Source organism: Flagellimonas myxillae (genome assembly GCF_023502235.1).
Lineage (GTDB): Bacteria > Bacteroidota > Bacteroidia > Flavobacteriales > Flavobacteriaceae > Flagellimonas > Flagellimonas myxillae.
In genome coordinates this window covers 1126005-1140401 of sequence record NZ_JAMFLY010000001.1, presented here as the reverse complement: position 1 = coordinate 1140401, position 14397 = coordinate 1126005, and the positions used below count along the sequence as shown (strand labels likewise).

The 14397-nt window shown below is 41.8% G+C and carries 10 protein-coding genes; 7 read left to right on the top strand and 3 right to left on the bottom strand.

All coding sequences use genetic code 11. From position 1 onward, the window contains the following. Window positions 1-53: 53 nt before the first annotated feature. The gene (locus tag M3P07_RS05200) at window positions 54-2228 is read left to right on the top strand and encodes an endonuclease MutS2 (protein ID WP_249968833.1); all 2175 of its coding nucleotides are present in this window, start codon (window positions 54-56) and stop codon (window positions 2226-2228) included. 116 nt (window positions 2229-2344) lie between these two features. Here M3P07_RS05200 and M3P07_RS05195 read toward each other — a convergent pair whose 3' ends face one another. Continuing rightward, window positions 2345-3967: a thiol-activated cytolysin family protein gene (locus tag M3P07_RS05195; protein WP_249968832.1), complete on the bottom strand. Its 1623-nt coding sequence runs from the start codon at window positions 3965-3967 to the stop codon at window positions 2345-2347. A 309-nt stretch (window positions 3968-4276) separates the two neighbouring features. On the opposite strand from M3P07_RS05195, the gene M3P07_RS05190 reads away from it, so the two are divergent. From M3P07_RS05190 to M3P07_RS05170, 5 genes are all read left to right on the top strand, one after another. Continuing rightward, a complete protein-coding gene (locus M3P07_RS05190; protein WP_249968831.1) occupies window positions 4277-6163 on the top strand; it encodes a tetratricopeptide repeat protein in 1887 nt (628 codons plus the stop codon). Then, window positions 6160-8067: a tetratricopeptide repeat protein gene (locus M3P07_RS05185; protein ID WP_249968830.1), complete on the top strand. Its 1908-nt coding sequence runs from the start codon at window positions 6160-6162 to the stop codon at window positions 8065-8067. Before M3P07_RS05190 ends, M3P07_RS05185 begins: the two co-directional genes overlap by 4 nt. Before the next feature lie 143 nt (window positions 8068-8210). Next, complete coding sequence (locus tag M3P07_RS05180; protein WP_249968829.1) at window positions 8211-9014, top strand: AraC family transcriptional regulator; 804 nt, start codon at window positions 8211-8213, stop codon at window positions 9012-9014. A 72-nt stretch (window positions 9015-9086) separates the two neighbouring features. Next, the gene (locus M3P07_RS05175) at window positions 9087-10166 is read left to right on the top strand and encodes a serine hydrolase domain-containing protein (RefSeq protein ID WP_249968828.1); all 1080 of its coding nucleotides are present in this window, start codon (window positions 9087-9089) and stop codon (window positions 10164-10166) included. A 157-nt stretch (window positions 10167-10323) separates the two neighbouring features. Further along, on the top strand, window positions 10324-11823 hold the full coding sequence (locus M3P07_RS05170; protein WP_249968827.1) for a S10 family peptidase: 1500 nt from the start codon (window positions 10324-10326) through the stop codon (window positions 11821-11823). A 261-nt stretch (window positions 11824-12084) separates the two neighbouring features. Here M3P07_RS05170 and M3P07_RS05165 read toward each other — a convergent pair whose 3' ends face one another. Both M3P07_RS05165 and M3P07_RS05160 read right to left on the bottom strand, forming a co-directional pair. Then, window positions 12085-13092, bottom strand: coding sequence for a glycosyl hydrolase family 18 protein (locus M3P07_RS05165; RefSeq protein ID WP_249968826.1), 1008 nt, complete (start codon window positions 13090-13092; stop codon window positions 12085-12087). Between the two features lie 135 nt (window positions 13093-13227). After that, a complete protein-coding gene (locus M3P07_RS05160; RefSeq protein ID WP_249968825.1) occupies window positions 13228-13401 on the bottom strand; it encodes a hypothetical protein in 174 nt (57 codons plus the stop codon). A gap of 220 nt (window positions 13402-13621) precedes the next feature. On the opposite strand from M3P07_RS05160, the gene M3P07_RS05155 reads away from it, so the two are divergent. Continuing rightward, entirely contained in the window at window positions 13622-14320 is a 699-nt protein-coding gene (locus M3P07_RS05155; RefSeq protein WP_249968824.1) for a hypothetical protein, read from the top strand. The last annotated feature ends 77 nt before the right edge of the window (window positions 14321-14397 follow it).

The window sequence follows — 14397 nt, the reverse complement described above, 5'->3', positions numbered from 1 at the left end:
TTTGCCCAGATTGGGTTTAGGTTTGGCTATATTTGCCCCGCTAGGAAACGAAAATGCAGAACATTCACCCCAAAACACTACAAGATTTAGAGTTCCCCACGGTCCGGGAACAGGTATCTGCACGCTGTACCACAGACTTGGGCAAACTGGAGGCCTTGGAGATTGGTCCCTTCACGGATAGCGAGCTACTGATGAAAACCCTGGGGCAAACCTCGGAGTATCTGGCCTCATATGACAACGACAATCGGATTCCCAATCATGGTTTTGACCAAATCCATGGAGAATTAAAACTATTGGGGATTGAGAACACCACTTTGGAAATTTCAGGATTCCGAAGAATATCGTCAATCTGCACTACCATTGAGCTCCACCAAAAGTTTTTTAAGAAATTTAAGGAATACTACCCTTTACTTTTTGAAGAGACCTCACGACTTGAAGGCCATGCAGGAATCCCGTCCACAGTTGATGGTGTAATTGACAAATTCGGGGAAATCCGGGATTCAGCATCAGAGCTATTGCGTTCCATCAGAGGGCAAATCAATGAAGTACGCGGGAAGATCAACCAAAGTTTTGGAGCAGCCCTTGGTAGATACCAAGGTCAGGATTATCTCGATGAAATTCGGGAGTCCGTTGTGGAAAATCGACGCGTTTTAGCCGTAAAGGCCATGTATCGAAAGAAGGTAAAGGGCACGGTCATGGGCACTTCCAAAACAGGGAGTATTGTCTATATCATTCCGGAAGCTACGCTTTCATATACCAGGGAGCTCAACAATTTGGAATTTGAGGAAAAGGAGGAAATCCAACGCATTCTCAATCAGCTTACAGACGATATACGACCCTACCGGGAACTATTGGCAGAATACCAATCCCACCTCAGCCATATAGATCTTACCTCCGCAAAGGCCAAATACGCCTCCGAAATGAATGCCCTTTTGCCGGAGATCAATCCCGAAAGGAATTTGTTTCTCCGCGATGCGTACCACCCTTTGTTGTATATGACCAACAAGCTCAAGAAGGAAAAAACTTGGCCGCAGACCATTCAATTGCATGGCGAAAACCGAATCATTGTAATTTCTGGCCCCAATGCAGGGGGAAAAAGTATCACCTTAAAAACAATTGGATTACTCCAAGTGATGCTTCAATCTGGGCTTCTAATTCCTGTTCATGAACGTAGTTCGGTCTGTCTGTTCGATAAGATATTGACCGATATTGGTGACAACCAGTCGATAGAAAATCATCTCAGCACCTACAGCTACCGATTGAAGAACATGAATCAGTTCTTAAAGAAGTGCAATGCCAAAACTTTGTTCTTGATTGATGAGTTCGGAACCGGAAGTGATCCTGAATTGGGAGGCGCACTCGCTGAAGCCTTTTTAGAGGTGTTTTACGAACGGGAAGCTTATGGTGTGATCACCACACACTACGCCAACCTAAAAGCCTTGGCCAATGAACTGCCGCATGCCACCAATGCGAACATGATGTTCAACTCCAAGACCCTGGAGCCCACATTTCAATTGATATTGGGGGAAGCGGGAAGCTCGTTCACCTTTGAGGTGGCTCAAAAAAATGGAATCCCATACAGTTTGATCAACAAGGCCAAAAAGAAGATTGAACGCGGTAAGGTGAGATTTGATGCCACTATCGCCAAGCTTCAAAAGGAACGCAGCAAGATGGCCCAAACCGGCTCACGACTACAAGAAGAGGAGACCAAGGCGAGAGACGAGGCAGAACGACTTGAAAAGTTGAATGCCAAAATCAAATCCAAATTGGAGAACTACCAAGAACTATACGACCACAACCAACGCATGATCCAATTGGGAGATAAGGTGAACACAGTGGCAGAGCGCTACTTTATCGACAATAAAAAACGTCCCTTGATCTCGGAACTCCTCCGGATTGTGGAAACCGAGAACAGCAAGCGCAAAAAGACCACCGCTAAGCAAGCCAAAGCCAAACAGGCCCAAAAGAAACAGGTGGCCCAAGAGCTGGAAAAGAAAATCGTAAAAGTCCGGCAAGAAAGGAAAATCGAGAAGAAAAAAGCCATCCAAAAGGAAAAGAACAAACCTAGACCGGTGTTTAAAGTGGGAGATCGCGTTAGAATGCAGGATGGAAAGGCAGTGGGCAGCATCGATACCTTGGAAAAAGGCAAGGCCGTTGTCAATTATGGGATGTTCACCACCCAGGTGAGTGTGGACCAGTTGGAGTTGGTCGAGTCAATTAAAAATTAACAATGTGCAATTATCAATTGTTCGTTGTTCATTGTTCATTGTTTATTGTTCATTGAAAAACAGCCGGCATCAAGTTGTTGAACCCAACCTGAGCGGCCAGCTGCATATGGATGCCATTAGTACGCTATTCGCTTGAGCGTAAAGGTTACCTTCATATCGTCCTCAAAAGAATCGAGATAATGCGAATACGATTTTTTGGTTTGCGTTTCATCCGTACCCAAGTTCACCGTTGTAAAGCCGATATCCTGTAAATCTATGGATAAACTATCGTCTCCCAGGTCATCAAACCCAATGGTGTTCATGTCCTTTAAGTGTGCATACAAATAGACCTCATCCTGTGTCAAATTGGGCTTGTACAATTCAATGGTCGCCTTTTCGTTAACCGTATAGGGGTCACTTGGCGATACATCTTTAGCATCTCCCCAACTTTCCGACCACGACGCTGAACTTCCCGTATAGCTACTGCTTCCGCTTTTCCGAACACCGGCAGTGATATTCCCATAAATCTCTTTTTGGGCAAATCCATCTACCCTGGCGATTTCCTCAATTTTCACCTCATATTTAAACCATGCTTGTTCGCAATTACGAACAGGATATTCCGATGCTAGAACAACCCTTGCAACAGGCATATCTTTCTTAATGTATCGTAACTTATAGGCCAATAGCTTACCAGGGGAATCCTTGGAGTAGTTACCCCCGTTGATGATATAACTGTATACCCCCGAAGGTCCAGAAATAACTCCCACTGCATCTTCTGCCGAACCACCAATTACCAAGGCGTCTACTTTAGATTTGCTGATGATTTCTTCATGATCTACATCAATCCCACCGTCACCACTAGATTGCCCTTGGCTAAAAGAAAGTGCAAATGCTGATTTCACCTCCAAATAAGAGTAACTGGATTCTACGGTATACAACACCATTCTACCGTACATGGCCGAAGTAACAATAACGGGGCTTGTGCTGTTTAAATCGGGTAATTCTGTAAATAGGGAGCCTGGATCATCATTGGGTGGCAAGGTCATATCAATGGTGTAGTATTCTTGAAAGAACTTGACCACGTATTTATATTTATACTCCGAGCTTTCAAAATCAAAAGAAGCAGATACATCCTTGTTCTTGCTTCGATAATTGGCACCCAAGGCAATATCCAAATGCTCCTCGGAATAGACCTCCTCAATGGTAAAGTTCAACTCGGCCGGGGTAGCTCCTGTTACTCCTTGTCCCAGTAATTCGTTTATCCCATCGCGTACGCCGTCCAAATCAGGGTCTTGTATTTCTATGGATGGTGAACCATCGATATTCTCAAGAGAAACAGAGAGGGTAATTGGCGCTCGGCCTCCATTGATTCCGATGTATTCACCAGTGGGAATGGATTCGCCCTTAAGCATGGCTCCTGGGTAGATTACATCGGTTGATGGATCCAAAGAAAGCATTTCATCAAAACCCGGAGCAGCTTTATAATGTTTTACAACACATTCGTAATCCAGATCACGAGTAGGGTCTTCTTCGTCCAAAAGTTCTGGGTTGGAAATTTCTGCTGGTTGGGAAAAGGCTTGTAAGGTCGCCAGTTCCGAATTGATGTCAACAGGATTAACGTCATCGTCATCCGTCACCACTTCATCATCTGTAATGGGTGAATCTGTACTGTCTTTACTGCACGCAACAAAGATTGAAAAGGACATGCCTAAAAGGATGATTAGCATTCCTACTTTTAAAAGGGGGTGATTTGTTTTCATAATTTCTTGGTTTTTATGGATTCAACGCTTCGAAATTATCTGTGAATTGGAGTCAAGCCTAATTTTAGGCATGGACAAAGTATGGACAGTACCTATGGATTTTCACCAAAACAGGTATGGACAGCACAAAAAATGAAAATGGAACTAAATCCCGTAAACCTCAATGGATTCAATGAATTCCAGATATTAAAAATTTAAAAATCAGCATTTCATACATGGACTTTATATGGACAGGACCATTTTTGTCTATGGATGCTATTGTGTTAACAAGAGATTTAATCGGTATCTTAGAAATGCAATCAACCTCCTATGAAAAATCGCATTTCACTTTTATTTTCAGTGCTTACCTTCCCAATATTGGTTTTTTCCCAGCTTCAGGGACAGGACAGAATAGATAGTCTTTTGACTGCATTACAACAATCTCCTAGAGATTCATCCCGCACTCCCATTTTAGTCAATCTTTGGAGGGCTCATATAAACAATGACGTATCCAGGGCTATAGGCTATTCTGATTCTTTGATCGCCTTGGGTAGCGATTTGGAAAATGTGGCAATTCTAGCGACAGGTTACCAAAGAAAAGGTATCGCCTATTATTATTTTGATGATATGGAAAAGTCCAACCAATATTATCGAAAGACGCTTGAACTTAGCGAGGCGGCTGGAGAAACGGCAACATCGGCTGGAATGCAACTCAATATTGCCTCGAATTTCAGTAGACTTGGACAACATGATAGTGCCTTTTATTACAATGAAAATGCCAGGGCCAATTTCGAGCTAGTCAAAGACACCTCTGGTATTGGAAGTACCTATCAGCGGGCTGCCAATACCAGGAGCTCCCAAGGCTACTACAAGCTTGCTTTGGAAAATGCCATAACCGCAGCTAAAATATTTGAGCACTTGGGCGATTCCCTTCTATTGAGCGATACCAACTCGGCCATAGCACGATGTTATCTAAAAATGGGCGACACGCTCTCTGCGATAGACTATTTTGAAAATGCAAAAGAACTATATGAGAAATTAAACGACAAGCATTATCACAGTTCAACTTTAATCGATTTGGCTGCCATAAATATTCAAAATCCTAATAATCATCAAAAAGCTGAAAAACAACTAATCAAAAGCATAGAATTGGCCAAAGAAGTTAATTCACCCAACTATTTGTTCTTTTCCTATTTAAATAAAGGTATTCTTCATCTCAAGGCCAAACAATATGACAATGCAAATGAATACCTGAATCTTGCCCAAAAAGTTTCCGATTCCACCCTGAACTCCCGTGAAAAAGCTTGGGTACTGTACTGGAAAGCAGAACTTTTTTCCGTCAACGGGCAACTGGACAAGAGTATCAATGCTATTAACCGTTCCTTAGACTTGAAGCAGGGTACAACGGATTTAGAGTTGGAGCAAAAATCTTTCCAATTGCTCTCCAAGGTATTTGAAACCAAAAACGAACCGGAAGAGGCATTAAAATGGCATAAGAAATACAAGCGTATCAACGATAGTGTTTTTAATGTTGAAAACGGTCAAAAATTGTCAGAGCTAAAAATCATTTACGAAACCGAAAAGAGAGAAGCTGAAATTGCCCTGCAAGAAGAAGAAATCAAAACCCTAAATGAAAAAGCCAAAGTGGACAGGCTCACCAAAGGGCTCTACGCCGGAGGTCTTGCCTCGGCCCTTACCCTTTCCGGATTAATGGTGTTTGGGTTCCGCCAGCGTATAAAAAAGAATCGGATAGCCCGGGAAAAACAAGAGGAAATCTATCGGAAAGAAATCGAACACAAACAAAAGGAACTGGCCAGCCAGACCTTGCACTTGGTTCAAAAAAACACCTTCATCCAAGAACTTAAGGAAAATCTGGAAAGCCTTAAAAACTCTCCGGAAAAATTCAAAGTGGAGTTCCGCCGAATTGTAATGCTGCTAAAAAAACAGAATGCCTCCGATAAAGATTGGGAAGTCTTTAAATCCTATTTCTCTGAAGTGCATAACGACTTTGACCAAAAACTAAAAACGCTTTATCCTGATATTTCAGAAAAGGAGATCCGATTAGCGGCCTTTTTACGGATGAACTTGACCACCAAGGAGATTGCTGCAACCTTAAATGTGCTTCCTGATAGTATTCTTAAATCCAAATACCGATTAAAAAAGAAATTACTGCTTGACAAAGAAATCGACTTGAACCAATTTTTGAACGCATTATGAGAACCCTATTCAAGATACTTTTATTAGGTGGATTTTGTATTAGCAACTCACTGCACGCTCAAGAATACAAAAATATTGATAGCTTAATAAGAGAGTACAATAAACAAGCTATTGATACCACCAAGATTTACCTTGGGTCACTCATCTTTCAGAATTTAAGTTTCACGAATCCTGATGAAGCCTATAAATATGCCCAAGAGTCCGTTCGTATCTCCAAAGAATTGCAAAACGGATTTGGTCTTGGTCAAGCGTATAACAATCTAAGCTTTTATTTTTTGAACAAGGACCAGTTAGACTCAGCATTATACTATAAGCAAGCGGCCTTGGACATAGCTGAAAGTTTGAGGAATGTAAGAGGTATTCTTACCGTAAATATGGGGTTGGCAGTCTTGTACAACAAAAAAAATGATTTTACCAAGGCCAAAGAATTTCTTTATACCAACATCAATGTCTTCCAAAACAAGGATACTATTAAAAACGCAAAGGAGAATGATTTCAAATATATTGGTTCCACTTATCATGCGCTAGGCGATATTAATGTTCGGGAAGGTCAATTTAATCTTGCCCTAAAAAATCAGCTAACCGCCCTAGAATTATACAAAGCCCGGGCCAAAGATTCGCTTTTCATTGCGGATGCCTACAACGCCTTGGGCCAAACAGAAATGAAATTGGAAAACTATACGCAAAGTTTAAACTACCTTAAACAAGCTTTGCATGTATACCAAGATTTCAAGGATTTACTCTGGGAAAGTGATGTCTTAAAATTAATCGGGGAGAACCTTGTTCTACAGGATAAGGCGAAAGATGCGTTGCCCTATTTGATTCGATGTACCCAAATCGCCAACACAAATCAGTTCCAACAAACCGAGGCCAGCGCCCATAACATCTTGGGTAAGGCCTATAGCAAATTGAATCGCAGTGATGAAGCTTTATCAAGTTTTAATGAAGCAATCAAGGTTTATTCCGCAATGGAGACTCCTACGGATCTTAATGAAGTTTATATCAATTTGGGAACATATTATCATGAGGCCTACGAATACGAAAAGGCAATCCCCTATTTTGACAAAGCTATTGTTATTTCCGATAGCATTGGTGCAATTCCGGAATCGGCAAACGCCTACCTACAAAAATCAAAATCTTTAAGCGCCTTGAATTACTATCCTGAATCAATTCGGCATTTAGAAATACACAATCTTTTAAAAGATAGCATCTATTCGATAAGAAAATCCCAGCAGATTGAAGAAATGCGAACCCTTTTTGAATTGGAAAAAAGGGAAGCCGAAATCACTTTACAGCAAAAGGAAATAAAGACCCTCAACCAAGAAGTTGAAATCAGCAATCTCCGAAAAGGGCTCTATGCCGGAGGTATGGCCTCTGCCTTAGGCTTATTTGGTTTATCTGTTTTTGGGTACCGACAACGAATAAAAAAGAACCGCATTGCCCGGGAAAAACAGGAGGAAATATATAGACAGGAAATTGCGCATAAGAAAAAGGAACTGGCCAGCCAGACCTTGCATCTGGTTCAAAAAAACACCTTTATCCAAGAACTCAAAGAAAATCTAGAAAGCCTAAAAAACTCTCCGGAAAAGTTCAAAGTAGAGTTTCGGCGAATCGTGATGCTACTTAAAAAACAGAATGCCTCCGACAAGGACTGGGAAGTATTTAAATCCTATTTCTCAGAAGTCCATAACGATTTTGACCAAAAACTCAAGACGCTCTATCCTGATATCTCCGAAAAGGAAATTCGTTTGGCGGCGTTTTTACGGATGAACTTGACCACCAAGGAAATTGCAGCCACTTTAAATGTACTACCAGACAGTATCCTTAAGTCCAAATACCGATTAAAAAAGAAATTGGCTTTGGACAAGGATATGGATTTGACCACTTTTTTGAACACTTTATAAGTATTCGTTGCGATTGTGATAGCTTCTATTCTAGTCTTGGAGCCACCTCTTGATTTTGAAGGAAAATTAGTCGAAATTCGTTCGCGGCGGATATAGCTCGAAAACGGGACAAGTTAGTTTTCGTTAGTTGCATGCTCTAGTAAATGAAAATTCTAACCAAGGGAAAATATTACGGAAGTCCAAATTCAGAAGTGTCCTTTAACGGGGTTTTGTTGTCGCAGTATACCTATACCGGGGATAAAACGGACTGGCATTACCATGAAAACCCATACTTTATGTATGTGCTACAGGGGCATATGAAGGATTGTAATTCCAGAGTACAAACACTTTGCCCCTCCGGAAGTTTAATGTTCAACAATTGGGAAGAGCCCCACTACGGATTAAAACATTCTGACAAAGCCAGTGGGTTCCATTTGGAATTTGAGGTAGAATGGCTCAAAAAAAACGGAATCCCTTTGCATTTATTGGAGGGTAGCCAACTCATTGAAAACCCTCATTTACATGTTCTGTTCGCCAGATTATATCGCGAATTCTTACTTTCAGATGACTATAGTGAAGTGTCTGTGGAGGTTTTATTGCTTCAAATCTGTGAAGCTTTAGGTAACCAAAAAGAAATAAACACCCTAGACAATCCCATATGGGTAGATGGCTTAAAAGAATTACTTCATTATGACAGTTCCTCGCTTAGCCTTGATTATTTATCTTCTGAGCTAAATATCCATCCGGTACATATTTCTAGAGCGGTCTCAAAATATCTGTCCATGAGTCTTGGTGAATATATAAGACAGCAGAAAATCAAAAAAGCTATTCCACTTTTGCTGGATCCTTCCAATACATTAACAGCAATTACCTATCAATTGGGTTTTTCGGACCAAAGTCATTTTACCCGAACCTTTAAGGCCTATATGAACAAAACTCCCAGCGCATTCCGGAAACAGATGATGTAGCCCAATGTTAATTCTGTTCTATTTTGATGCCAAATTCCTCGGTACATTGTTGGCTCAAAAAACATTCAAATCATGAATAAATTAATTGTAGTCATTTTTGTTTACCTATTCTCAATCCAAAACGCATGTTCGCAGTTGGATTTAACTGCCCCTACCGGAACTGCCCACCCGCTTTGGTCCAAAATGGACAGCACCATTAAATCTGGAAAATACGAGCGTATAACCAGTGTTTTGGTTGCCCAAAATGGCGAACTCCTTTTTGAAAATTATTACAACGGCGCAGATTCAAATTCGAAACACAATACGCGCTCTGCTACCAAGACCATGGCTACCCTGCTTACTGGGATTGCCATAAAACAGGGGTACATCCAATCCGAAAAGGATAAAATATTCAAATATCTTGGACACAAGACTCCAGTGAAAAACCCGGATGAACGCAAGTCAGGGATTACCCTAGAAGATTTGCTCAGTATGAGTTCCATATTGGAATGCAATGATTTTAATAGTTACTCCCGGGGCAATGAAGAGCGCATGTATGTTATCGAGGACTGGACCGGCTTTTTAGTGGACTTGCCTATTAGATCATACCCTTTTGAGCCAAAACCTGAGGACCAACCTTATGGCAGGGCCTTTAGTTATTGTTCGGCAGGTGCGGCTGCCATGGCTGAAATAGTGCAGCGTGCGGTGGGCATGCCAGCAGACCAATTTGCGAAGGAAAACCTTTTTAATCCCATGGGTATTGAAGATTATGTCCTGCATTACAACCCCGAAGGGGTGTTAAACACCGCAGGGGGCAGCGAATACAAAAGCAGGGATCTATTGAAACTTATTCAACTCTGCTTAAACAAAGGAGTTTGGAATGGTCAAGAAATCATGTCGGCTTCCTGGTTGCAAAAGGCAACCACCCCAAAAGTTAGGGTTAGGGATGGGGTTGAATACGGCTATTTGTTTTGGCTAAAAAGTTTTGGGGAAAAGCAACAGTATTACTCCTACTATATGTCTGGTAATGGAGGTCAGAAATTGTTGGCCATCCCTGAATTGAACGCGGTGATGGTCATTACAACCACCAACTACGGCAACAGAAATGCGCATAACTACACGGATGCGTTGGTAAACGAGTACATCGTACCCGTTTTGACCGGGCGACAATAAAGACCCACTGTATCGCCCAAGGAAATACCGGCTAAAAAAGAAATTGGATTTGGACAAGGGTATGGATTTGCCCCGTTTTCTGAATAGCCTTTAGAAAAACTGGACCAAAATCAAATTTTAGCCCTATTTTGAGGTCAAATCAAAACATTCCGACCACATGAAAAAATTGGCTTTTCTTCTTGTCCTTACTTTCCTTGCGATTCCATCAATTGCCCAAGAAAAGAAAGAGATTAAAGAGATTCCTGATGGGGAAATATTTACCTCAACCCAATCCGTGACCATCAAAGGTCGCACCATTTCCTTGGCCACAGAAACAGGGACGTTTCAATTGCGGGACGAAAACGACAAACCCATCGCACTATTTGGGTTTACCCACTACAAAAAAGCAGGGACCAACAATCGACCTATCGTATTTGCTTTCAACGGAGGACCTCTTTCTGCTTCATTTTGGTTGCATTTTGGGGTTTTGGGACCCAAACGTATCGAGATAAACGATCCCAACTATACCAAACCTGCGCCCTACAAGGTGGTCAATAATGAATTTTCCATTTTGGACAAGGCCGATTTAGTGATGATAGACCCGGTGGGGGTCGGATTCAGCAAGCCCATTGGAGATGCCAAATGGGAAGATTTCTGGGGCGTGGACCAAGATATCAGGAGTATTGGGCTTTTTATAGAACAATTTATTATCCGAAGTGGTAAAATGAACGCACCCAAGTATTTATTGGGAGAAAGCTATGGTACCTTCCGTAATGCGGGGCTTGTAAAGCATCTGCAGGACAAGGGAATTGCCATGAACGGCGTGATTATGGTGTCTGCGGTATTCGATTTACAGCACTTGTTGTTCGGACCTGGGGATGACACAGCATATCTCATTCATTATCCTACCTATGCCGCAACGGCCCGGTACCATAACAAAGTAAAGAACAAAGGGGAAAGCCTGGAGTCGTTTCTGGATGAAGTACGTGCGTTTACCCAAAACGAATACGCCCCGGCCCTCCTTAAAGGAGACCAATTGGGCACCGCCGAACGAAATGCCGTGGCCCAAAAGCTGGCAGATTATTCAGGGTTGAGCCGAGACTTTTACCTTAAGGCTGATTTGCGAGTTACCAACGGAGAATACTTTCAGGAACTACTTAAGGACAAAGGACTTACGGTAGGTCGGTTAGACTCAAGGTTTACCGGAATCAATGAGGATTTATTGTCCCAAAATGCCTTGACCGACCCACAAAGTGATGCCATTTCCCCACCTTATATCGCTGCTTTTAAAGACTATCTATACAACGACCTAAAGGTGCGAAAGGATTGGAGTTATACCACCACTGCCAGCTCTAGAAAGAACTTTAAGTGGGATTGGAAACACAATGGCAACATTATTTGGAACATGCAAGTGGCCGTTACCACATTACCGGATATGACCTCCGCCATGAAGCGAAATCCGGACCTGAAGATTCTTATTCTCAATGGTTATTACGATTTGGCGACAGTTTTTTATGGGGTGGAGCATTCCATCAACCATATGGGATTGGATGCCGATCTCAAGAAAAACATCATTATGAAATATTACGAAGCCGGGCATATGATGTACACCCATATCCCATCCATGGCAAAGTTTAAAAAGGACGTGGACGAGTTTATTGATCAAACTTCGAATTAAAGAAGTTCAAGTTCAAGCTCAAACTCAAGAACCAAGAGACAAGAGACAAGACGTTGGGAGTTAGGTGTTAGGTGTTAGGTGTTAGGTGAGTAAACTCCAAATTCTAAGCGCCAAATTCCAACAATCCAACAATCCAACAATCCAACAATCCAGCTTTCACCTTTTATCCTTCACCTGTCAAATGAGCAAGTTCAAGTTCAAACTCAAAAACAAGACTCAAGACAATCAACTTCGGGCATCCAACTATCCATTTTCCATTATTCAAAAAACTCCGAGGGATGAATACTCGCTATGAATCGCAGTGAGCAACGAATGCTCATCAAATGAATCCTGCCCCAATTCCCAGATCATGATACCACCTAGTCCTTCGGTATGTGCTAAATTTACTTTCGCCTTAATGGTCGGAATTCCGTTGTAGTACGCATTGCCCACTTGGTTCAGGTTGGCATAGCTGACATCTTGTTGCACCATTTGCCCAAAAGTAAATGAGGTCGCCTCGGTATCGCTCACAAACTCATACCCATAAAATGGTACACCCAAATTGAGCCGTTCTGCTGAAATGCTTTGGTTCGTTTTCCAAAAATTGATTCCATCCGTGGAGAATTGCAAGGAACTATGCTGCCCAGGGTTTGCAGGGTTCCATGGCCCTGTGGCATCGTAAGACATGATGTTGATAAAATCAAAGGCTGCCAAAGCCGCATCGGTAATGTTGGCGAAACGGGTTTGAGGGAAGGCAACCGTCAATAATTTGTTTTGGGCGTCCAAGGCAGTATCCAACGCCAATACAAAGGGACTATAACCAGGAGTAACATGACTCCATTCCAGGTCCACATCTATTCCATCCAAGTCGTTGTCCAACACATAGTCCACAATTTTGGTGACAAATCCAGGAATGTTGGCGCCGTCATCTATCAAGTTAGACCAATGGGTAGCCTGTTCGTCTGTCAAGGCCCCACCAGCAAGGGAAAGGCAGATTACAATATTCGGATTGGCAGCCCGAGCATCCCCGACCACGTCGCTTATATCGGGCATAATTAGATTTCCATCAGCGTCTGGATTGGCAAAGGCCAAGTTTAGATGGGTCAGTTTTTCGTAAGCAATTTCACTGCTGAGCGAAAACCGATACGTTGGCAAATAACCCACGATCCGGGCTTCCGTAATCTTCTTTGGTGGTTCGTTGCCTTCATCTTCGGGTGGTAAAACTGTAACATCCTTACTACAGGACAACACGGAGACAAGTATAAGGCACAGTAAAATTCCTTTTCGCATTCCTATTGGATTCGGTTCTTGCGAAAATAACCATTATGGCAATATCGGGGTAAACCACATGCAGAACCGCCCCTCTGTCCACCATTTCCTATTACCCCTTGCCTTAAATTCAAGTTCAAACACAAGTTCAAAATATCAAATACCAAGCTCCAATTTCCAAGAATCCAACAATCCAGCTTTCACCTTTTTATCCTTCACCTTAAGCTCAAGTTCAAGCTCAAGCTCAAGTTCAAGTTCAAGTTCAAACTCAAAAACAAGACTCAAGACAATCAACTTCTGGCATCGAGCATCGAGCATCCAACTATCCATTTTCCATTTTCAACTCTCCATGCTCCAATTTCCAAGAATCCAAATATTTAATAATCTGTCCATTCACAACCCTCCGCTCCCGCTAGATCACTTCGTCATTCACCTTGAAGGAGAATAATAGCATATTCAACCATATTTACATTTTTTTCAAATCTTTTTACAATTGATTTAAGTCCAAAGAAAGTACCTAATCATATCTTTATTAGAAAGATTTCAACTAATGAAAAAGCACTTAGTAATATCGATTATGCTACTTACGGGGCTCTATTCTTGTGGACAAAGAGACAGTTCAAAAACTGGAAAGGCTGTCGTTGAATCAGAGCAAAAAGACTCAACAAAAAATGGCAGCGAACAACGATCACCAAACCATTATTTAAAGGGATTTATTTTTAAAGACACTACTTATGCATCTTCCACAGGAAAAGGGATAACCATAAAGAACGGCTTTCCAAAAGGAGGCATGATCAAACCGGATGGAACGCAATATTCAGACGCTTCTGGAAGAACCTATGGATTTTCCGTGTTTTGGACTCTGATAATTAATGAAACTACCACCCCATTGGAGCTTACTATTAATTTTCCCGCTGATTCATTGGCAATTTTTACTCCACCTGACTCTTACTTAAAACTCTTTTTGCCAACAGATACATTAACATATGATAAACTACCCTCTTTCAATTATGGACTCACAGAAATAAAATCCTATTTGGATACCAATTTTAATAAGGCTACCCAATTGCAAAAAACGATCCGTCCCAATGAGGAGCATATTTTCTATATCGTAGCACTCTCGTATAACGCAGGAGGCACTCCAAGAGCAGCGCTTATCTTGAATGAACAAGACCTTTTTTACCGTATGAGCATAGCACCACACGGTTCTGGAACAATTCCCATTGGGCAGCTTGCTTTCAAAAATTAAGCGGTTAATTAATATGGCCCGATGCCGTAAGATTGTATCTTGTAAAGCATAATGATCCACCAGAAAAGGGATTGCAA